The sequence below is a fragment of the Paracoccus sp. SMMA_5_TC genome (assembly GCF_009696685.2).
GTDB lineage: Bacteria > Pseudomonadota > Alphaproteobacteria > Rhodobacterales > Rhodobacteraceae > Paracoccus.
Genome location: NZ_CP102355.1, coordinates 961,712 through 982,133 on the forward strand (window position 1 = coordinate 961,712; position 20,422 = coordinate 982,133).

The following is a 20,422-nucleotide window of genomic DNA, read 5'->3' on the forward strand; positions in this document are numbered from 1 at the left end:
TCGCTGGGCCGTGGCAGGCTGCGGCCATGACCGAATTCCTGTTTCCCCCGCCGCCGATTGCCGCCGTTCCCGTGTCGGGAAAGATCGGGCTGTTTCCCGTCAACCGCATCTTCTGCGTCGGCCGCAACTATGCCGCCCATGCCGCCGAGATGGGCGCCGAGGTCGACCGCGAGGCGCCGTTCTATTTCCTGAAATCGCCCCATGCGGTGCTGGCGAGCGGTGGCAGCCTGGCCTATCCGCCCGGCACGCGCGACCTGCACCACGAGGTCGAGCTGGTGGTCGCGCTGGGCGCGGGGGGCTTTGCCCTGGACCGCGATCAGGCGCCGGGGCTGGTCTGGGGCTACGGCACCGGGCTGGACATGACGCGGCGCGACCTGCAGGCGCAGGCCAAGGCGGCGCAGCGCCCCTGGGATCTGGGCAAGGATTTCGAAGGCGCGGCGGTGCTGTCGGCGCTGACCCCGGCGGCCGGTTTCCGGCCCGGCGCCCAGCCGATCCGGCTCAGCGTGAACGGCGCGCTGCGCCAGGACGGGCGGCTGGACGACATGGTCTGGGGCGTGGCCGATCTGATCGCCGATCTGTCGCGTTACTATCATCTGCGGCCGGGCGATCTGATCATGACCGGCACCCCCGCCGGGGTCGGCGCGGTGCTGCCCGGAGACCGGCTGCGCGGCGAGATCGCGGGTCTGGCCGCGGTCGAACTGACCATCGGCCCGCCCGATCCCGCCGGCGCCACTAGCTGACGGTGATGCCGGGCGCGCCGGGTTCGGCATGGCCGATGATCCGGGCCAGCGCATGGCCGGCGGCCTGGACCTGCTCCAGCACCGCATCCGCCGCCTCGGGGGCGCAGGCGACCAGCAGCCCGCCCGAGGTCTGCGGGTCGGTCAGCAGATGGCGGCGCCAGTCGGGCAGGTCGCCCGGCAGCGTCACCTCGGCGCCATAGGCCGCCCAGTTGCGCAGCGAGGCGCCGGTGACGAACCCGGCCTGCGCCAGGTCTGCGGCCCGCGGCAGCAAGGGGACCGCGTCCTGGTTCAACCGCAGCCGCAGCCCGGCGCCGCGCGCCAGTTCCAGCCCGTGGCCCAGCAGGCCAAAGCCGGTGACATCTGTCAGCGCATGCACGTCGGGCCTTCGCGCCAGCTCTGCCCCCACCCGGTTCAGCGTGGTGGCCGAAGCGACCATTTCCGCGATGCCGTCGGCGTCCAGCGCGCCTTTCTTGATCGCGGCCGAATAGATGCCGACGCCCAGCCCCTTGGTCAGGATCAGCGCATCCCCCGGCCGCGTATCGGCATTGCGGCGCAGTTCGCGCGGGTGGCACAGCCCGATCACCGCCAGGCCATAGATCGGTTCGGGCGCGTCGATCGAGTGACCGCCCGCCACCGGGATCCCCGCCTGGGCGCAAATCTCGCGCCCGCCGTCCAGGATCTCGCGGATCGCCTGGGCCGGCAGCCGGTCGATGGGCATGCCCAGGATCGCCAGCGCCATGATCGGACGCCCGCCCATCGCATAGATGTCGGAAATGGCATTGGTGGCGGCGATGCGGCCGAAATCGCGCGGATCGTCCACCATCGGCATGAAGAAATCGGTGGTGGCGATGACGCAGGTCTGGTCGTCCACCTGCCAGACCGCCGCATCATCGGCGGTTTCGGTGCCCACCAGCAACTGCGGGAATGCCTGCGCCAGCGGTTGGCCGGCCAGCAGCTCGCGCAGCACCGAGGGCGCCAGCTTGCAGCCGCAGCCGCCGCCATGGGCCAGAGATGTCAGTCGGGGCGTATCGGTCATCTGCCTCCCTTTCCGTCGGTCAACCGGCGCACGGTAACGTAGAATGCCGGCACCATGAAGATGCCCAGCACCGTGGCCGAGATCATCCCCCCCATCACCCCGATGCCGATCGAGTTCTGCGCCGCCGCACCGGCGCCGCTGGCCACCGCCAGCGGCAGCACCCCCAGGATGAAGGCCAGCGAGGTCATCAGGATAGGCCGCAGCCGCTGGCGCGCGGCCAGGCTGGCGGCCTCGACGGCGCTGCGGCCGCCCTGCTGCAGGTCACGGGCGAATTCGACGATCAGGATGGCGTTTTTCGCCGCAAGGCCGATGGTGGTCAGGATGCCGACCTTGAAATAGACGTCATTGGCCTGACCCAGCGCCAGCGCCGCCACCACCGCCCCCAGAACCCCGACCGGCACCGCCAGCATCACGCTGAACGGGATCGACCAGCTTTCATACAGCGCCGCCAGCGACAGGAACACCACCAGCGCCGACAGCGCGAACAGCCAGGGCGCCTGATCGCCCGACTGGCGTTCCTGATAGGACAGCCCTGTCCAGGCGACGCCATAGCCGCCGGGCAGTTGCGCTACCAGTTCCTCGACCGCGGCCATCGCCTGGCCCGAACTGGCGCCTTCGCCGGGCTGGCCGGTGATCTCGATGGCGTCGATGCCGTCCATGCGCGCCAGCGCCGGCTCGACCGGCTCCCAGCGGGTGGTCATGAAGGCGCTGAAGGGCACCATTTCGCCCTGGCTGTTGCGGGCATACCAGCTGTCGATGTCCTGGGGCTGCATCCGATGCGCGGCGGCGGCCTGCACGATCACCGGCCGCAGCTGCGCGCCCAGCGAGAAATCGTTCACCTCGGTGCCGGCAAAGATGGTGGACAGCATCGCGTTCACCCCCGACAGGCTGACGCCAAGGCTTTCGGCCTTTTGCTGGTCGATGGCGATCTTCAGCGCCGCCTCGTTCTCGCCGCCATTGCTGTCGACGCCTTGCAGGCGCGGATCGGCGGCGGCGGCCTGTTCCAGCGCCTCGGCCGCCTGGGTCAGCGCGGTCAGCCCGCCGCCGGACTGGTCCAGCAGATACAGGCTGAAGCCGGCCGAATTGCCCAGCCGCGGGATCGCCGGCGGCTGCAGAAAGGTGATGCGCCCGGCACGGTGGCCCTGGAAATGCGCATTGGCCCGCGCCGCCACGGCGCTGGCGGCCAGCGGCGCCGCCTGCCGCTGGTCGAAGTCGCGCAGCTTGACAAAGATCATCGCCTGGCGCTGCGAACTGCCTGAAAAGCCGAAACCCATGGCGACAAAGACCGAATCCACCGCCTGCGCCTCATTCTCGCGCAGGTAATCCTCGATTTCCTGGACAACGGCGGCCGTCTGCTGGGCGGTCGATCCCTCGGTCAGGGTGATGCGGGCCTGCAGCACGCCCTGATCCTCGGCCGGGATGAAGGTGGTGGTCAGCCGCCCGAACAACTGCCAGCCGCCCAGGCTGATCGCCGCCAGCAGCAGCATCACCAGCGCCGGCCGGCGCAGGCTGCGACGCACCACGGCGCCATAGCCGCGGGTCAGCCGGTCGAAGCCGGCGTTGAAGGCACGCGCCGGGGCCCAGCGGGCCGGGCCATGCGACGGCCGCAGCAGGCTGGCGCACATCGCCGGCGTCAGGATCAGCGCCACCGCCAGCGACAGCACCATGGCGGTGATGATCGTGGCGGAAAACTGGCGATAGATCACCCCGGTCGATCCCGGCATGAAGGCCATGGGCAGGAACACCGCCGACAGCACCAGCGCGATGCCGATCAGCGCGCCGCTGATCTGGCCCATGCTTTTTTCGGTGGCGGCGACCGGGTCCAGCCCTTCCTCGGCCATCACACGCTCGACGTTTTCCACCACGACGATGGCATCGTCGACCAGCAGGCCGATGGCCAGCACCATGGCGAACATGGTCAGCGTGTTGATGGAATAGCCCAGCGCCGCCAGCATGGCGAATGTGCCCAGAAGCACCACGGGAATGGCGATGATCGGGATCAGCGTCGCCCGCCAGTTCTGCAGGAACAGCAGGATGACCAGGAACACCAGCCCGATCGCCTCGATCAGGGTGTGATAGACCTTTTCGATCGACAGCTCGACGAAAGGCGCGGTGTCATAGGCGATATGCACTTCGACGCCTTCGGGCAGGGCATTGGCCAGCCCGGCCAGCGTGGCGCGCACGGCATTGGCCGTTTCCACCGCATTGGCGCCGGTGGCCAGGTTGACCGCGAACCCCGAGGCGTTCATGCCGTTGAAGCGGGAATCGCGGCCATAGCTTGCCTGGCCGATTTCCACCTCGGCCACGTCGCCCAGCCGCACCGCGGCCCCGTCGGCGCCGGTTTTCAGCAGGATGTTGCGGAAATCCTCGACTGAGGTCAGCTGGCTCTGGGCGGTGATGGTGGCGGTGAACTGCTGGCCGGCGACCACCGGCTGACTGCCCAGGCTGCCCACGGACACGGTGCTGTTCTGCTGGGCGACGGCGGTGGTGATGTCGGTGGGCGTCAACTGGAATTGCGCCAGCCGCAGCGGGTCCATCCAGATGCGCATGGCATAGCCCGAACCGAACACATCCACCCCGCCCACGCCGGGCGTGCGCTTGACCGGGCCTTCGACCACCTGTTCCAGCAGGTTGCCCAGCTGGATGGTGGAATGCTGCCCCGTGGTCGAGACCAGCGAGCCCACCATCAGGATCGACGAGGACGAGCGGCTGACGGTGACGCCGCTGTTCTGCACCGGTGCCGGCAGGCGCCCCTCGACCGAGCGGACCTTGGACTGCACCTCGTTCAGCGCGTCGACCGGATCGGCGCTGTCGTCGAAGGTCAGGGTGATGCTGCTGCGCCCGGTGGACGAGGACGAGACCGTGTAAAGCAGGCCGTCCAGGCCGGTCAGCGCGTCCTCGATCGGGGTGGTGACGGAATTCTGCACCGCGCGCGCGGTGGCGCCGGGATAGCTGGCGCCGATGCGGATGGTGGTGGGGGCGATGTCGGGATATTGCGATACCGGCAGCCCCAGGATCGCCCAGATCCCGGCCAGCATGGTGACGATGGCCAGCACCCAGGCAAAGACCGGCCGGTGAATGAAGAAGCGCGCCATCAGCCCTGCCCGTCCGGGGTGGCATCCGCCTGATCGCGCACCACGCCTTCGGCGTCGATGCTGACCGGCACCGGCTTGACCTCGGCCCCTGGGCGCAGCTTGTCCAGCCCGTCCAGGATCAGCTGTTCGCCCGCCGCGATGCCATGGGTCACGATCCAGCTGTTGCGATAGCTGCCCTGTTCCTGCAGCGTGACCTGCTGAGCCTTGCCGTCGCGCGCGACATAGGCGGTCAGCGTGCCGTCGGCGGCGCGACTGGTGGCGCGTTGCGGCACCAGCACCGCCTGAATCGTGCCCAGCGTCAGTTCCACGCGCAGGAACTGCCCGGGCAGGATCGTGCGGTCGGGATTGTCGAATTGCAGCCGGATCGGCACGGTTCCGGTGGTGGGCGATACCTGGATGCCGGGGCTGACGATGCGGCCCGGTCGGTCGTGGATATCTCCGGTTTCCAGGATCAGCCGGCTTTCGATGGCACCGTTGCGGACCAGTTCGCCCGCGCGGATGCGATCGCGGTTGCGTTGCAGCCGGGCGCTGGATTCCGACACATCGACATAGATCGGATCCAGCTGGGTGACGGTGGTCAGCGCATCCTGCTGATTGGCGGTGACCAGATCGCCCACCGACACCGCCGCCACATCCGCGATGCCCGCGATTGGACTGACGATCGTGGTGCGTTGCAGCGCCAGTCGGGCGGCATCGCGCGCCGATTCGGCCGATTTCAGATCGGCCTCTGCCTGTTTCAGCGCCACCTCGGCATTGGCGCGTTCGACCGCGGAAACCCCCGATCCCTCAAGCCGGCGATAGCGGGTGACGGTGTTCTGGGCCTGGGTCAGGCTGGCCTCGGCCCCGGCGACGGCGGCTTCGGCCGCGGCCAGCGCGGCGGCCAGGGTTTCCGGGTCCAGCCGGAACAGCACATCGCCCGCCGCCACCGGCTGGCCGGGATCGTAGGCGATTTCGCGCACATCGCCGCCGACCTGGGGACGAATCGCCGTCTGCTGATAGGCGATGGCCCGGCCGGGCAGGGTGACGGTATAGGGAACGTCCTGGGACTGGGTGGTGATGACGCCGACCGAAACCGGGCCCTGCGGCCCACGCCCGCCCGGCCCGCGCTGTTGCCCCACGACAGGGGCTGTCGCCAGCATCAGCAACAGCGCCGCCAAGGACGCGACCTGTGCCACATCCGCCCATGTTCCCAGCCGCGTTCTCATCTGGCCTTGTCCCTGCCCGTGGTTCATGGCCGGCATTGTTTAAGGCCGAAACCCCAATGGCAAGTAAACGGCTGCCCCGCCGCGATCACGCTTGCGCAAGGCAGACGCGGCCCCCTGCGCTGTCCGGCAGATACCCGGTCTAGAAATCGACGCAGATGCCCTTCTTTTCGTAATCCCCGTAGCGGACCGGTTCGGGCCCGTCACGGCCGCCCAGTTCCACCGGCAGGTCCAGGGGCGGGGCCTTGCGGCGGCGCTCTTCGGCCTCGGCCAGGGCGCGCAGGGCGGCGGCGGGCAGATCCTTGCGGTTGGTCATGGCGATTTTCCCGGCGAGGCGTTACACGGTTCCAATCTAGGCAAGGGGCAGGCATTGGACAAGTCACGCGAGAAACCGGCCCGGGATGCGGCCCGCGCAGGGGCGCTGCGGCTTCTGGCCGCCGTCGAGGAGGGCGCCACCCTGGACGAGGCCGCCGCCGTCATCGAGCGGCTGGCCCCGCCCGATCGCGCCCGCGCCCGGCGGCTGGCGCTCGAGGTGCTGCGCCGCCAGCAGCGGGTGCAGGCGCTGCTGGCGCCAATGCTGGCGCGCCGTCCCCGGCCCGAGATCCTGCGCATCCTGCAACTGGCCACGGTCGAGATGCTGGCGTTGGGCCAGGCGCCGCATGGCGTGGTCAATGCCGCCGTCGGCCTGACGCGCGGCCTTGGCCGGCAGGGCCAGGCGGCGGCGGGCATGGTGAATGCGGTGCTGCGCAAGGTGCCGGCGCTGGCCGAGGCCTGGGCCGCGCTGCCGCCGCAGCAGATGCCCGACTGGCTGCGCGCGCCGGTGGTTGCCGCCTGGGGCGAGCCCGCAGCCCGCGCCATCGAGGCCGCGCATGAGGCCGGCGCGCCGCTGGACCTGACGCCGCGCGATGAAGCTGCTGCGGCCGCAATGCCGGGCGAGCGGTTGCCCACCGGCTCGTGGCGGCTGGACGCCGGGGTTCAGGTGTCTGGCCTGCCCGGATATGCCGAAGGCCACTGGTGGGTGCAGGATGCCGCCGCCGCGCTGGCGGTGCGGCTGCTGGCGCCGCAGCCCGGCGAGGCCATCGCTGATCTTTGCGCCGCGCCGGGCGGCAAGACCTTGCAGTTGGCCGCGGCCGGGGCGCAGGTCACGGCGCTGGACATCTCGGCCGGTCGCCTGCAACGGGTGGCAGAAAACCTGGCGCGCTGCGGCCTGTCGGCGCGGCTGGTCGCGGCCGATGCGCTGCACTGGCAGCCCGGCCAGCCGCTGGATGCGGTGCTGCTGGATGCGCCCTGTTCGGCCACCGGCACCATCCGCCGCCACCCGGAACTGCCGCTGATCCGCGACGGTGGCCAATTGGCCGAGCTGACGGCGCTGCAGGCGCGGCTGATCGACCACGCGCTGGATCTGCTGAAACCGGGCGGGCGGCTGGTCTATGCCACCTGTTCGCTGCTGCCCGCCGAGGGCGAGGCGCAGTTGCAGGCGGCCCTGGCGCGCCATTCCGGCCTGCTTGTCGAAACGCCAGCCGTGCCGGGGGTGCCGCCCGGCTGGTTCGGTCCCGAGGGCGGCCTGCGCCTGCGCCCCGACCTGTGGCCCGAACGCGGCGGCATGGACGGGTTTTTCATCGTGCGCTTGCGAAAGCCGGGGCCTGTCACCTAAGGTTGTGCTGTCCCAGCCACTGGCCAGCCCATGACCGACACCACGCTTGCGCCCCCCGGGTTCCTGCGCCGTCCCGAACCCAAGGCCATCGGCCATGCCGGCCGCGGCGAACAGATCGTCGCCGGGGTGCTGCATCTGGGCGGCATGACGCTGACGGGCGATTTCATGGCCGCCGCCCTGCCGCCGACGCTGGCGGGGGAACTGCACGGCTTTGGCTGGCTGGACGATCTGGCGGCGCTGGGCACGCCGCCCGCGCGTGCCATCGCCCAGGAACAGGTTCTGCTGTGGCTGCGCCGTCACCCGCAGCCGCAGCCGCAAACCCCGGAATGGGCGCCCGAGATCGCCGGCCGGCGGCTGCTGCGTTGGGTCTTTCATGCGGGGATGATCCTGCCCGGCCTGGACCGCGACGGCGCGCGGCCGTATTTTCGCGGCCTTGATCTGCATCTGGGGCATTTGCGCGACAGCTGGTATGACAGTCAGGACGGGCTGGCCCGGCTCGAGGCGCTGGCGGGCCTGGCCATCGCCGCGCTGCATCTGCGCGAACGTCAGGCGCTGGCCGGTCCGGCATTGACCGCCCTTGCCGAAGAGGCCGAGGCCATGGGCCTCGAGGCGCTGACCGAAAGCCGCGCGCCCGAAACCCTGCTCGAGGCGATGGCGCTTCTGGTCTGGGCCCGCGAGGTCGCCGAAGAGGCCGGCCAGCCCGTGCCCACCCAACTGATGACGATGATCGGCCGCATCGCGCCGATCCTGCGGGCGCTGCGCCACGCCGATGGCGGCCTGCCCTGCTTTCACGGCGGCGGTCGCGGGGCGCCCGGGCGGCTGGACCGCTGCCTGCGCGCGGCGCCCGGCCCGGCCCTGCCGGCGCAGGGGCTGGCGATGGGCTATGCGCGCATGGCGCGCGGGCGCAGCACGCTGATCCTGGATGCGGCGTCGCCGCCGGCGGGGCCTTCGGCGGCCACGGCCCATGCCTCGACCCTGGGGTTCGAGCTGACGGTCCAGCGCCAACCGCTGATCGTCAATTGCGGGCCCGGCGGCGGCTTCGGCGCGACATGGGCACGGGCCAGTCGCGCCACCGCCAGCCATTCGGCGCTGTGCCTGGCGGGGCTGTCATCCTCGCGGTTGAAGCCCGATCTGCTGCCGGGCGAGCCCGACCTGCTGACGGCGCGGCCGGAACTGGTCTGGGCGGGTGATTGCGACGCGCTGGGCAACCTGACCGCGCCCGATTGCGGTCCGGCCCATGCGCCGCATCCGGCGCATCTGCTGGCCGGCCATGACGGCTGGCTGCAAAGCCACGGGCTGACGCATCTGCGCGAATTGTGGCTGGAACCCGACGGGCTGACCCTGCGCGGCGAGGATTCGCTGGCGGCACTGGATGCCAGCGCCCAGGCACGGCTGGAACGGTTGCGGCCCGACGATGGCCTGGCCTTCGATCTGCATTTCCACCTGCACCCCGAAATCAGCGCCGAGACCGAATCCGGGGGCGTCCGGCTGCTGTTGCCCGACGGCCAGGAATGGCGCTTTAACCATGACGGGGTCGGGCAGGCGCGGCTCGAGCCATCGTGCCTGCTGGACCCGGCCCTGCCGGCGCCGCGGCCGTCGCTGCAGATCGTGCTTTCTGCGCGGCTTCTGGGGCGCGCCATCCAGATCGGCTGGACCTTGGCGCGTTCCGGCGCTAGGTGACGGGCCAAATCCGCCATCCATGCACGGGACCATGAGCCGATGACCGACCGTATTCCGCTGAAGCGCGCGCTGATTTCCGTTTCCGACAAGACCGGCCTTGTGGATTTTGCCCGTGCCCTGGCCGCGCGCGGGGTCGAGATCCTGTCCACCGGCGGCACCGCCCGGTCGCTGCGCGAGGCCGGGCTGAGCGTCATCGATGTGGCCGAGGTCACCGGCTTTCCCGAAATGATGGACGGCCGCGTCAAGACCCTGCACCCGGCGGTGCATGGCGGGCTGCTGGCCCTGCGCGACAATCAGGAACACATGGCGGCGGCCCAGGCCCATGGCATCGGGCTGATCGACCTGCTGGTGGTCAACCTCTATCCCTTCGAGGCGACGGTGGCCAAGGGCGCCGACCATGACGACTGTATCGAGAACATCGACATCGGCGGGCCGGCGATGATCCGCGCCGCGGCCAAGAACCACGCCTTTGTCACCGTGGTTGTGGATGTGCAGGACTATGCCGCGGTGCTGGCGGAACTGGACGCCAACGATGACCGCACCAGCCTTGCCTTTCGCCAGCGCCAGGCGCAGATCGCCTATGCCCGCACCGCCGCCTATGACGCGGCGGTGTCGAACTGGCTGGCGCAGGCGATCGGCGACCAGGCGCCGCGCCGGCGCAGCTTCGCCGGCGAACTGGCGCAGACCCTGCGCTATGGCGAGAACCCGCATCAATCGGCGGCCTTCTATACCGACGGCTCGAACCGCCCCGGGGTCGCCACCGCCCGCCAGTGGCAGGGCAAGGAGCTGAGCTACAACAACATCAACGACACCGACGCCGCCTTTGAACTGGTGGCCGAGTTCGATCCGGCCGACGGACCGGCGGTGGCGATCATCAAGCACGCCAACCCCTGCGGCGTCGCCCGCGGCGCCACCGCGCTCGAGGCCTATCGCCGCGCCTTCGACTGTGACCGCACCTCTGCCTTTGGCGGCATCATCGCGTTGAACGGCGTCCTGGACGGCGAGACCGCCCGCGCCATCACCGACATCTTCACCGAGGTGGTGATCGCCCCCGACGCCACCGACGAGGCGCGCGAGGTCTTTGCTGCCAAGAAGAACCTGCGCCTGCTGACCACCGGCGGCCTGCCCGATCCGCGTGCGCCCGGCCTGGCCTTTCGCCAGGTGGCCGGCGGCTTTCTGGTGCAGGGCCGCGACAATGGCGTGATCCAGCCGGCCGAACTGCGGGTGGTGACGCAACGCCAGCCCGATGCCGGCGAAATGCAGGATCTGCTGTTCGCCTGGACCGTGGCCAAGCATGTGAAATCGAACGCCATCGTCTATGCCCGCGACCTGGCTACCGTCGGCATCGGCGCCGGCCAGATGAGCCGGGTCGATTCCACCCGCATCGGCAAGCGCAAGTCCGAAGACATGGCCGAGGCCCTCGGCCTGCCGCAGGCGCTGAGCATCGGCGCATCGGTCGCCTCGGATGCGTTCTTTCCCTTTGCCGACGGCATCGAGGCCCTGGCCGCGGCCGGCGCCCGCGCGGTGATCCAGCCCGGCGGTTCGATGCGCGACGCCGAGGTGATCGCCGCCGCCGACCGGCTGGGCCTGGCGATGGTGTTCACCGGCCAGCGGCATTTCCGGCACTGATGGCCGCGCCCGCCGCCCCGCGGGCCCGCAAGGGCCCCGTCGCCCCCCGCCGCCGCGCGAAAAAGCCGCCGCCGCCCTCGGTCTGGCGGGCGGTGCTGATCGCGGCCGGGGCGGTCTTTGTGCTGGATCAGGTGCTGAAATATCTGGTCGTGCACACGCTGCGGCTGGATCGGGTGCGCGAAATCGACGTGCTGGATCCTTGGCTGAATCTGCGCATGGCCTGGAACCAGGGCATGAACTTCGGCCTGTTCGCCAGCGATGTCGAGGTGATGCGCTGGGTGCTGATCGCGATCGCGCTGGCGGTTTGCCTGTGGGTCGCGATCTGGATCGGGCGCGCGCGGCCGTCGCGCTTTGCCCAGGTCGCGGCCGGGCTGCTGATCGGCGGCGCGCTGGGCAATGTGGTGGACCGGCTGCTTTACGGCGCGGTCGCCGATTTCCTGAACATGTCGCTGCCGGGCTGGCGCAACCCATACAGCTTCAACCTGGCCGACATCGCCATCTTCCTGGGTGCCGTGGGCCTTGTGCTGCAACCGCCCGAATCCAAGCCCCAGCCCAGGCGTCGCCGCAACCCGGCCCAGCCGCGGGTCTCGCCGCGCCCGGCGCCGCGCGCCAAGGCGTCAGCCGAGGCCACGCCCCCGGCGACCGATGCCACGGCCGCGCCCGAACAGGGCCGGTTGGCGCTGGACGACAAGACCCGTGACGGGGACGGCAAGACGCGCTAGAACGGCGCCAGAGGAACAAGAGGGACATCAGATGCGGGCGATCGTGCTGACCATGACCTTGCTGGGGCTTGCCGCCTGTAGCAGCGATCCGCATCTGATGAACATGAATGCCGGCAGCTCCAGCCCGGATGAATTCGGCATCGTTCCGACCCGACCGCTGACCATGCCGGCCGATCTGAACATGCTGCCGCCGCCCACGCCGGGCGGCAGCAACATCACCGACCCGACGCCCCAGGCCGATGCGGTGGCGGTTCTGGGCGGCAATCCCGCGCAATTGTCGGCGCAGGGCAGCCCGGCCAGCGATGCGGCGCTGCTGGCCTATACCGGGCGCCTGGGCCGCGACCCGGGCATTCGCCAGACCGTGGCGCAAGAGGATGTCGAATGGCGCTCCCGCAACGGCCGGCGCCTGCTCGAGGTGCTGGCGCGCACCAATGTCTATTACCGCGCCTATGAGCCGATGACGCTGGACAGCTGGGCCGAGCTGAAACGCTGGCGTCCGACCGGGGTGCTGCTGCCCGCCGCCCCGCCCGAGGTGCGCCAGCCCCGGCCGGTGAATCCCGATCCGCGGCTGCTGAACCGCTAGCTCCGGGGGCCGATCACGGCGAGATGACAGGCCGCGGGCTTGCGCCCGGGCGACACAGGCGGCAGGCTGTCGCCCGCGTCCCCGCAACCGGAGCCCGCCGATGACACGCCCCACACGCCTGGCCGCCGCCGCGTTGGCCTTGGCCGCGACACCCGCCCTGGCCGAAATGCCGCCCGGTATCAGCCACTTCACCCTGCCCAACGGCCTTGAAACCGTGGTGATCGAGGATCACCGCGCCCCGGTCGTGGTGCAGATGCTGTGGTATCGGATCGGGTCGGCCGACGAACAGCCGGGCAAGTCGGGGATTGCGCATTACCTGGAACATCTGATGTTCAAGGGCACCGACAAGCTGGCTGCGGGCGAGCTGTCAAAGACCGTGACCGCCAATGGCGGCATGGACAATGCCTTTACCAGCTATGACTACACCACCTATTTCCAGCGCATCGCCGCCGATCGGCTGCCGCTGATCATGCAGATGGAGGCCGACCGCATGGCCAACCTGCGCATCGGCGAGGACGATTGGCAGGCCGAGCGCCAGGTGGTGCTCGAGGAACGCTCGCAGCGCACCGACAGCGACCCCGGCGCCCAGTTCGCCGAGGAACGCAGCGCGGTGCAGTTCTACAACCACCCCTATGGTCGCCCGGTGATCGGCTGGCGTCAGGAGATGGAGGCGCTGACGCGCGAGGATGCCATCGCCTGGTATGATGCCCATTACGCCCCGAACGATGCGGTGCTGATCGTCGCCGGCGACGTGACTGCCCAGCAGGTGCAGGATCTGGCGCAGCAATATTACGGGCCGATACCGCCGAAGCCCGGCGCCACCCGCAAGCCGCGACCGCAAGAGCCGGTGCAATATTCGCCCCGTCGCATCCAGCGCAGCGATCCGCGCGTCGCCCAGCCGGTGATGACACGCACGGTCATCGCCCCCGAACGCAACCCGGGCGATCAGCGCACCGCCGCGGCGCTGAGCGTGCTGGCCGAACTGCTTGCCGGATCGGCCCAGACCTCGGTGCTGGCGCGCGAACTGGTGCTGACGGGCAAGGCGCTTTACGTCGATGCCGCCTATGACGGGCTGTCGGTCGATCCGACCACCTTCGGCCTGTCGCTGGTCCCCGCCCCCGGCGTCGACAATGCCGAGGCCGAGGCGGCGCTGGACGCGGCGCTGAACAGGTTTCTGAAGGACGGGCCCGACCCGGCGGAGCTTGACCGGGTCAAGACCCGGATCCGGGCCGCGCGCATCTATGCCCAGGATTCGGCGCATGGTCGCGCCTATGACTATGGCCAGGGCCTGGCGACCGGGCTGACGGTGCAGGATGTCAACGACTGGCCCGAGATCCTGGCCGCCGTCACCGCCGAGGACATCCGCGCCGCCGCCCGGCTGGTGCTGGACAATCCCGCCACCGTCACCGGCTGGCTGCTGCCCGCCGAAGGCAGTGATGCCCCGCCCGAGGCCGCCCTGTCCACACCGGCCCCGTTGACGACCCAGACCCAGACCCAGACCGAACCGGGGGAACAGCCATGATCCGCGCCCTTGCCGCCTGCCTGCTGCTGGCCTTGTCCGGCCTGCCGGCGCGTGCCATCGACATTCAGCAGGTGACCTCACCCGGCGGCATCAGCGCCTGGCTGGTCGAGGATCATTCGATCCCCTTCACCGCGCTGACGCTGATGTTCCGCGGCGGCGCCAGCATGGACCCGCCCGACCGGCGCGGCGCCGTCAGCCTGATGACCGCGCTGCTCGAGGAAGGCGCGGGCGAACGCGATTCGGTGCAATATGCCCAGGCGGTCGAGGATCTGGGCGCGCGCTTCGGCTTTGACGCCGGCGATGACGCGCTGCGGGTCAGCGCCCGCATGCTCAGCGAGAACCGTGACCAGGCGGCCGATCTGCTGCGCGATGCCCTGACCCGGCCGCGGTTCGATCCCGATGCGGTGGAACGCGTGCGCGCCCAGCTTCAGGCCGCCATCCGCGCCGAGGCGACCGATCCCCAGGCCATCGCCACCAAGGAACTGGCGCGTCAGGCCTGGGGCGATCACCCCTATGCCAGTTCGGTGAACGGCAGCCGCGAATCGGTCGCGGCATTGAATCACGACGATCTGCGCGATGCCCAGGCGCGGCTGCTGGCGCGCGATCGGGTGGTGGTGGCCGCCGCCGGCGACATCACCGGGCCGGAACTGGGGCTGCTGCTGGATCGGGTGCTGGGCGATCTGCCGGCCAAGGGCAGCGCCCCGCTGCCGCCGCCCGCGCAGCTGCAACTGACGGGCGGCGTCACCGTGATCGACTGGGACAGCCCGCAGACGGTAGTCAGCTTTGCCCAACCCGGCCTGCCGATGTCGGACCCGGACTATTTCGCCGCGCTGGTGGCCGATCACATCCTGGGCGGGGGCGGGTTTTCCTCGCGGTTGATGGATCAGATCCGGGAAAAGCGCGGGCTGACCTATGGTGTCGGCACCGGCCTTGCCAATGGCGTCTATGGCCAGACCTGGCAGGGCGGCATGGCCAGCGCCAATGACAAGGTCGCCGAGGCGGTGGCGCTGATCCGCGCCGAATGGGACCGCTTTGCCCGCGACGGTGTCACCGATCGCGAACTGACCGATGCCAAGACCTATCTGACCGGGGAATATCCGCTGCGCTTCGACGGCAATGGCAAGATCGCCGGCATCCTGGCGGGGATGCAGCTGATCGGCCTGCCGGCGGATTATGTCAACACCCGGAACGGCATGATCGAGGCGGTCACCGCCGAGGACGTGCAGCGCGTGGCCCGCAGGCTGCTCGATTCCCGCCAGATCCGTTTCGTGCTGGTCGGCCGGCCGCAGGGGATCGAGGCCAGCCCCTGACGAATCCTTTCCCCCCCGCCGCAGCCCTGCTAGATATGGGGGCATGAACAATCACGCCCCCAACATGCGCCCCGTCATTCGACAGCTGGACGAGGCCGCCGCCAACCGCATCGCCGCCGGCGAGGTGGTCGAGCGCCCGGCCTCGGCGGTCAAGGAACTGGTCGAGAATGCGCTGGATGCCGGGGCCAGCCGCGTCGAAGTGGTGATTTCCCGCGGCGGCAAGGCGCTGATCCGGGTCAGCGACGATGGCTGCGGCATGACCGCCGCCGACCTGCCGCTGGCCCTGGCGCGTCATGCCACCAGCAAGATCGACGGCAGCGACCTGCTGGACATCCGCAGTTTCGGCTTTCGCGGCGAGGCGCTGCCCAGCCTGGGCGCGGTCGGGCGGCTAACCATCACCAGCCGAGCCCCGGGACATGACGCGGCGCAGATCGCCGTCGATGCTGGCCGGATCGGTCGGGTGCGGCCGGCGGCGGGCAATACCGGCACCGTGGTGGAATTGCGCGACCTGTTCTTTGCCACCCCGGCGCGGTTGAAATTCCTGCGCAGCGACCGCGCGGAAACCCAGGCCGTGGCCGAGGTGATCCGCCGCCTTGCCATGGCCGAGCCCCATGTCAGCTTCACCCTGACCGAGGAAGAGGATGCCCGGCTGCTGTTTCGCGCCGATGCCGAACAGGGCGATCTGTTCGGGGCGCTGCACCGGCGGCTGGGCCGGGTCATGGGGCGCGATTTCATCGACAATGCGCTGGTGATCGATGCCAGCCGCGACGGGCTGACGCTGACCGGCTTTGCGGCGCTGCCCACCTATTCGCGCGGCGCGGCGGTGGCGCAGCATCTGTTCGTGAACGGCCGCCCGGTGCGCGACAAGCTGCTGACCGGGGCGCTGCGCGCGGGCTATCTGGATGTGCTGCCCTCGGGCCGGCACCCGGCGGCGGTGCTGTTTGTCACCTGCGACCCGCATATGGTCGATGTGAACGTGCATCCCGCCAAGGCCGAGGTGCGCTTTCGCGATCCCGATGCCGCCCGCGGACTGGTGGTCACGGCGCTGCGCCATGCGCTGGCCGGGGCCGGGCACCGCAGCGCGACCACGGTGGCGGCGGCGGCCTTGGCAGCGGCGCAGCCCGAACCCACAGGCGCGCCCGTCGCGTATGCGGGCGGGATGGCGCCGCGCCCCTCGGCCCCGGCGCTGGCGGCCAGCCTGGCGCTGCAGGCGCCGGGGTTTGCCGAAGCGCCGACCGCCCGGGTCGAGCCCGCGCCCGATCCGCGGCTGATCGAGGCGCCACTGGGGGCGGCGCGCGCGCAGCTGCATGAAAACTGGATCATCGCCCAGACCGCCACCGGCATCGTCATCGTCGATCAGCATGCCGCGCATGAACGCCTGGTCTATGAGCGGCTGAAGGCGCAGGCCGCCGCCAGCACCATCCCGTCGCAGGCGCTGCTGATCCCCGAAATCGTCCCGCTGACCGAGTCCGAGGCCGCCCGCATCCTGGCGCTGGCCCCCGATCTGGCGCGGCTGGGGCTGGTCATCGAGGCCTTTGGCGGCGGCGCGGTGGCGGTGCGCGAGGTGCCGGCGCTGATCCGGCGGCTGGATGCAGCGGCGCTGATTCGCGACATTCTCGACGATCTTGCCGATCAGGGCGCCTCGGACCGGTTGCAGATGCGGGTCGATCAGGTGCTGTCCTCGATGGCCTGCCACGGCTCGGTCCGGGCGGGCCGCCGGATGAGCGCCGATGAAATGAACGCGCTGCTGCGCGAGATGGAGCGGACGCCGAAATCGGGCCAATGCAACCACGGCCGCCCCACCTGGATCGAACTGAAGCTGGCCGATATCGAACGCCTGTTCGGCCGATGATCGTTTCCCACCGCCACCGCTATATCTTTGTCCATATTCCCAAGACGGGGGGCACCTCGCTGACCCTGGCGCTCGAGGCGCGGGTGGGCCGCGACGACATCATCCTGTCCGACACGCCCAAGGGCCGCAACCGTCGCCGCCGTCTGCGCGACGCGCCGGCGCGTGGGCGGTTGTGGAAACATTCGACCCTGGCCGATATCGAGGGTCTGGTAGATCCGGCAATCTTTGGCGACTATCTGCTGTTCACGCTGGTGCGCAACCCCTGGGCGCGGGCGGTCAGCTATTACCGCTGGCTGCGCGAGCAGCGTTTCGATCATCCACAGGTGCGCCTGGCGCAGCGGCTGGGTTTCGGCGATTTCCTGCGCGACCAGCGGACCCAGGCGGCGCTGGCGGTGCCGGCGCGGCACTATCTGACCGCCAGCGCCGGGGAATGTGCGGGCCATTACCTGCGGCTGGAACATCTGGACGACGATCTGCCGGCCATCGAGGCGCAGCTGGGCTTCGGCCTGCGGCCGCTGCCGCATGCCAACCGCTCGGCCCCGGCGTCCGGGGACTGGCGCGGCCTCTATGACAAGGCCACCGCGGCGCTGGTCGCCCACACCGCGGCCGAGGACATCGGCCGTTTCGGCTATCGCTTCGATCCTGATTGACCGCAGGCGGGCGCGGCGCGACACTGATGGCGGAGGTGTCGCCATGCTGGAAATCAGCGCCGAGAAGCTTGCCCATATCATCATCCGCGCCCGCGAATACGACAGCGGCGTCAACGCCTGGGCCCATAGCGGCCAGCGCACAGGCCACGGCACCGCCGCGGAACTGGCCGAATTCATCGCCGGCCTGAACGAGGACGAACAGGCCAGCCTGGTCGCCGTCATGTGGATCGGCCGCGACACGTTCGACGCCGAGGATCTGGCCGAGGCGATCGAGACCGCCAAGACCCAGCGCCGCGGCCCGACCGAGGATTACCTGATGGGCGAGCCGCAGCTGGCCGATTATCTCGAAGCCGGGATGGAGGCGCTGGGCATGTCGCCCGGCGCGGCCGAGGACGATCTGCAAAAGCCGGTTTAATCGGACGCGACGGGCCGGCTCAGCCGGATCAGCTGGCCCGGGTCTTCGTCGGTCAGGATCAGCAGCGCACCGTCGGGCGCCACCTCGATGTCGCGGACGCGGCCGATGCCCTCGGCCAGGCGCTGTTCGCCGACTACCCGCCCGTTCTCGATCTTCAGCCGGACCACCGCGCCGCGCAGCGCGCCGATCAGCGCATCGCCTTGCCATTCGGGAAACATCGCGCCGTCATAGAACACCATGCCGCTGGGCGCGATCACCGGATCCCAGTAATAGACCGGCTGTTCCAGCCCCTCGCGCGCGGTCAGCCCGGCGCCGATCGGGTTGCCGTCGTAGTTCACGCCATAGCTGATGACCGGCCAGCCGTAGTTGCGGCCCGGCTGCGGCTGGTTCAGTTCGTCCCCGCCCTGGGGGCCGTGCTCGACCGTCCACAGCCGACCTTGCGCATCCAGCGCCGCCGCCTGCAGATTGCGATGGCCCCAGGACCAGATCTGCGGCTGACCCTGTGCCGGTGTCAGCGGATTGCCGGGCGCGGCGCGGCCGGTCTGCGGATCGATGCGCAGCACCTTGCCGTGGTGGCTGGTCAGATCCTGCACCGCTGACACCTCGGGCGGCATGCCGCGGTCGCCTGTGGTGACAAACAGCATGCCGTCGCGATCAAAGACCAGGCGCGAACCGAAATGGATCGGCGATTCGACTGCGGGCTGCTGTTCCAGAATGACGCGCATATCCTCCAGCCGGGTCGCATCGGCCGACAGTTTGGCGGTGCCGACTGCGGTGGTGGCATTGCGCCCCTCCTTCGGCATGGCAAAGCTGAACCAGATCTGACGATCGCGGGCAAAGTTCGGCCCGATCGCCACATCCAGCAACCCGCCCTGGCCATCATCGGCGACCGGCGGCAGGCCGGCGATCGGATCGGACAGCGTGCCGTCGCGGTAAAGCCGCAGCCGGCCCGGCTTTTCGGTGATCAGCAGCCCGCCATCGGGCAACAGCGCCATGCCCCAGGGCTTTTCCAGATTGCTGACCAGGGGCGTCTGGATCAGCCGCAGCGCGCGCGGAATGACCGGCGCCCGGGTCTGATTGGGAAAGGCGGCGGTCTGGCCGCGGGCATTCGGCGGCGCGTCGTTGAAATCGGCCAGGGCCGGCAGGGGCGACAGGGCCACGATCAGGCTGGCGGCAAGGCGGGTCAGTCGGGTCATGGCGAATCCTTTGTGTCTTGCGGGTGTCGGGATAACGGCCTGCGGCGGCGCGCGTTCCGGGGCCGAATGTCAAAGTGCGGCCAGATGCCGGTCGAACAGCGCGCGTGCACGCCCCCAAGGGCCGGTGTCGATGCGGTCCAGCCCGGCCAGCACCGGCAGAAGCTGCGCAGCGAAATCCTGCGAACTTTCCAGCGGCAGCAGCGACGGCAGGTTGTCGATTGCCATGACATCCAGCACCGGCCGATCCGCCACGCGCCGCACCGGCTGCGCCCAGTCGGTGACGCGGTCATAGACCTTGATCGGGTTGAAGTCGCTGCCCGGATCGCAGGCGACATCGCCGATCACCGTCAGCCGCCGCGCCGGCCCTGCCGCCTCGGCCGGGATCAGCACCGGGCTGTCCGGCCCGGCGAGGATGCAGTTGATGAACAGGTCATGGTCCAGGATCTGGGGGTAGGGGCCGCCGCCGGCGGTTTCGGCCATGTCCCAGCGGGTGGTGGCGACACCCATTGCCGTCAGCAGGTCGCCGGCACCGCGCCCGACGCGCCCCAGCGCGCCGACCACGATCGCGCGCGGTCTGGGCGCGCCGGTGGCATCCAGTTCGGCGCGTAGATCCGCCTCGAGCTGCTGGCGCGAGGGCGAGGCCGCGACCGGCGGGCATATGCCCCCCCGACGCTGCGCCGCCCATGCGCGCAGCGATACCGCCGCCCCGGCAAAGCCCGCCCAGTAACCAAAGGCCGCCAGTCGCCGGCCCTGTTCGTCGGTCAGGTATTCCAGATCGTAAAGCGCGCCGCCGCCGCGCGCCAGCCGCCGCAGCAACCTGTGCCCCGGCGGCTGACCCTTGTAGGCATGGCCGAACATGATGTGACGGTGCGGCAGCGGCGTATCGGCTTCGGGCAGTTCCTTCAGCCCCAGGATCAGCGCCGCGGCCGGCGCCGAGGGCCAGCTGTCCGGCGGCGCGATCTCGGCCCCCATCTCTGCATAGGCGGCGGTGGGCAGGATGCGGTGGCGGCTGTCCTCGACCGTGATGCGAAAGCCGCGCGCGATCAGGTCGCGCGCGCCCTCGGGGGTCAGGGGCGCGCGCTGTTCATTGGGACGGGTTTCGCTGCGCAGCCACAGATGCACCATCGTCTGTCCTT

General features: G+C 70.1%; 17 protein-coding genes. 11 read left to right on the plus strand and 6 right to left on the minus strand.

Going from position 1 to position 20,422, the window contains the following annotated elements:
• Window positions 1–26 precede the first annotated feature (26 nt).
• Entirely contained in the window at window positions 27–740 is a 714-nt protein-coding gene (locus tag GB880_RS04860; RefSeq protein ID WP_154493824.1) for a fumarylacetoacetate hydrolase family protein, read from the plus strand.
• Here GB880_RS04860 and selD read toward each other — a convergent pair.
• From selD to GB880_RS04880, 4 genes are all read right to left on the minus strand, one after another.
• Window positions 733–1,776, minus strand: coding sequence for a selenide, water dikinase SelD (gene selD / locus GB880_RS04865; RefSeq protein WP_154493823.1), 1,044 nt, complete (start codon window positions 1,774–1,776; stop codon window positions 733–735). The two genes, GB880_RS04860 and selD, sit on opposite strands and share 8 nt — an antisense overlap.
• Complete coding sequence (locus tag GB880_RS04870) at window positions 1,773–4,871, minus strand: efflux RND transporter permease subunit (RefSeq protein WP_154493822.1); 3,099 nt, start codon at window positions 4,869–4,871, stop codon at window positions 1,773–1,775. Before GB880_RS04870 ends, selD begins: the two co-directional genes overlap by 4 nt.
• Window positions 4,871–6,076: an efflux RND transporter periplasmic adaptor subunit gene (locus GB880_RS04875; protein WP_154493821.1), complete on the minus strand. Its 1,206-nt coding sequence runs from the start codon at window positions 6,074–6,076 to the stop codon at window positions 4,871–4,873. The genes GB880_RS04870 and GB880_RS04875 overlap by 1 nt, the downstream gene beginning before the upstream one ends.
• Before the next feature lie 139 nt (window positions 6,077–6,215).
• Window positions 6,216–6,389 (minus strand): DUF1674 domain-containing protein, encoded by a 174-nt coding sequence (locus tag GB880_RS04880; protein WP_154493820.1) that lies wholly within the window; start codon window positions 6,387–6,389, stop codon window positions 6,216–6,218.
• 54 nt (window positions 6,390–6,443) lie between these two features.
• Here GB880_RS04880 and GB880_RS04885 point away from each other — a divergent pair, with 54 nt between their 5' ends.
• The 10 genes from GB880_RS04885 to GB880_RS04930 all read left to right on the plus strand — a co-directional run bounded on the left by GB880_RS04885 (window position 6,444) and on the right by GB880_RS04930 (window position 18,090).
• Window positions 6,444–7,727 (plus strand): RsmB/NOP family class I SAM-dependent RNA methyltransferase, encoded by a 1,284-nt coding sequence (locus tag GB880_RS04885; RefSeq protein ID WP_263467327.1) that lies wholly within the window; start codon window positions 6,444–6,446, stop codon window positions 7,725–7,727.
• Between the two features lie 30 nt (window positions 7,728–7,757).
• Window positions 7,758–9,407: a heparinase II/III family protein gene (locus GB880_RS04890; protein WP_263467328.1), complete on the plus strand. Its 1,650-nt coding sequence runs from the start codon at window positions 7,758–7,760 to the stop codon at window positions 9,405–9,407.
• A 39-nt stretch (window positions 9,408–9,446) separates the two neighbouring features.
• Window positions 9,447–11,036, plus strand: coding sequence for a bifunctional phosphoribosylaminoimidazolecarboxamide formyltransferase/IMP cyclohydrolase (gene purH / locus GB880_RS04895; protein WP_154494608.1), 1,590 nt, complete (start codon window positions 9,447–9,449; stop codon window positions 11,034–11,036).
• Window positions 11,036–11,758, plus strand: a complete 723-nt coding sequence (lspA, locus tag GB880_RS04900; protein ID WP_263467329.1) for a signal peptidase II — start codon at window positions 11,036–11,038, stop codon at window positions 11,756–11,758. The genes purH and lspA overlap by 1 nt, the downstream gene beginning before the upstream one ends.
• Before the next feature lie 31 nt (window positions 11,759–11,789).
• Window positions 11,790–12,341, plus strand: coding sequence for a DUF3035 domain-containing protein (locus GB880_RS04905; RefSeq protein ID WP_154494498.1), 552 nt, complete (start codon window positions 11,790–11,792; stop codon window positions 12,339–12,341).
• 100 nt (window positions 12,342–12,441) lie between these two features.
• Window positions 12,442–13,863: a M16 family metallopeptidase gene (locus tag GB880_RS04910; RefSeq protein WP_154494497.1), complete on the plus strand. Its 1,422-nt coding sequence runs from the start codon at window positions 12,442–12,444 to the stop codon at window positions 13,861–13,863.
• Window positions 13,860–15,173, plus strand: coding sequence for a M16 family metallopeptidase (locus tag GB880_RS04915; RefSeq protein ID WP_154494496.1), 1,314 nt, complete (start codon window positions 13,860–13,862; stop codon window positions 15,171–15,173). The genes GB880_RS04910 and GB880_RS04915 overlap by 4 nt, the downstream gene beginning before the upstream one ends.
• 43 nt (window positions 15,174–15,216) lie before the next feature.
• Complete coding sequence (mutL, locus tag GB880_RS04920; RefSeq protein WP_263467330.1) at window positions 15,217–17,025, plus strand: DNA mismatch repair endonuclease MutL; 1,809 nt, start codon at window positions 15,217–15,219, stop codon at window positions 17,023–17,025.
• A complete protein-coding gene (locus GB880_RS04925; protein WP_154492469.1) occupies window positions 17,022–17,675 on the plus strand; it encodes a sulfotransferase family 2 domain-containing protein in 654 nt (217 codons plus the stop codon). Before mutL ends, GB880_RS04925 begins: the two co-directional genes overlap by 4 nt.
• A 43-nt stretch (window positions 17,676–17,718) precedes the next feature.
• Window positions 17,719–18,090, plus strand: a complete 372-nt coding sequence (locus GB880_RS04930) for a DUF3775 domain-containing protein (RefSeq protein WP_154492471.1) — start codon at window positions 17,719–17,721, stop codon at window positions 18,088–18,090.
• Here the strand turns inward: GB880_RS04930 and GB880_RS04935 are convergent.
• A complete protein-coding gene (locus tag GB880_RS04935) occupies window positions 18,087–19,286 on the minus strand; it encodes a PQQ-dependent sugar dehydrogenase (protein WP_154492473.1) in 1,200 nt (399 codons plus the stop codon). The two genes, GB880_RS04930 and GB880_RS04935, sit on opposite strands and share 4 nt — an antisense overlap.
• 69 nt (window positions 19,287–19,355) lie before the next feature.
• The gene (locus GB880_RS04940; RefSeq protein WP_154492475.1) at window positions 19,356–20,411 is read right to left on the minus strand and encodes a saccharopine dehydrogenase; all 1,056 of its coding nucleotides are present in this window, start codon (window positions 20,409–20,411) and stop codon (window positions 19,356–19,358) included.
• Between the last annotated feature and the right edge of the window lie 11 nt (window positions 20,412–20,422).

Coding starts and splice junctions, on each gene's coding strand:
- GB880_RS04925 (WP_154492469.1), top strand. CDS start 17,022: ATGATCGTTTCCCACCGCCACCGCTATATCTTTGTCCATATTCCCAAG.
- GB880_RS04910 (WP_154494497.1), top strand. CDS start 12,442: ATGACACGCCCCACACGCCTGGCCGCCGCCGCGTTGGCCTTGGCCGCG.
- GB880_RS04935 (WP_154492473.1), bottom strand. CDS start 19,286: ATGACCCGACTGACCCGCCTTGCCGCCAGCCTGATCGTGGCCCTGTCG.
- GB880_RS04930 (WP_154492471.1), top strand. CDS start 17,719: ATGCTGGAAATCAGCGCCGAGAAGCTTGCCCATATCATCATCCGCGCC.
- GB880_RS04875 (WP_154493821.1), bottom strand. CDS start 6,076: ATGAGAACGCGGCTGGGAACATGGGCGGATGTGGCACAGGTCGCGTCC.
- selD (WP_154493823.1), bottom strand. CDS start 1,776: ATGACCGATACGCCCCGACTGACATCTCTGGCCCATGGCGGCGGCTGC.
- GB880_RS04940 (WP_154492475.1), bottom strand. CDS start 20,411: ATGGTGCATCTGTGGCTGCGCAGCGAAACCCGTCCCAATGAACAGCGC.
- GB880_RS04915 (WP_154494496.1), top strand. CDS start 13,860: ATGATCCGCGCCCTTGCCGCCTGCCTGCTGCTGGCCTTGTCCGGCCTG.
- GB880_RS04905 (WP_154494498.1), top strand. CDS start 11,790: ATGCGGGCGATCGTGCTGACCATGACCTTGCTGGGGCTTGCCGCCTGT.
- GB880_RS04890 (WP_263467328.1), top strand. CDS start 7,758: ATGACCGACACCACGCTTGCGCCCCCCGGGTTCCTGCGCCGTCCCGAA.
- lspA (WP_263467329.1), top strand. CDS start 11,036: ATGGCCGCGCCCGCCGCCCCGCGGGCCCGCAAGGGCCCCGTCGCCCCC.
- mutL (WP_263467330.1), top strand. CDS start 15,217: ATGAACAATCACGCCCCCAACATGCGCCCCGTCATTCGACAGCTGGAC.
- GB880_RS04870 (WP_154493822.1), bottom strand. CDS start 4,871: ATGGCGCGCTTCTTCATTCACCGGCCGGTCTTTGCCTGGGTGCTGGCC.
- purH (WP_154494608.1), top strand. CDS start 9,447: ATGACCGACCGTATTCCGCTGAAGCGCGCGCTGATTTCCGTTTCCGAC.
- GB880_RS04860 (WP_154493824.1), top strand. CDS start 27: ATGACCGAATTCCTGTTTCCCCCGCCGCCGATTGCCGCCGTTCCCGTG.
- GB880_RS04880 (WP_154493820.1), bottom strand. CDS start 6,389: ATGACCAACCGCAAGGATCTGCCCGCCGCCGCCCTGCGCGCCCTGGCC.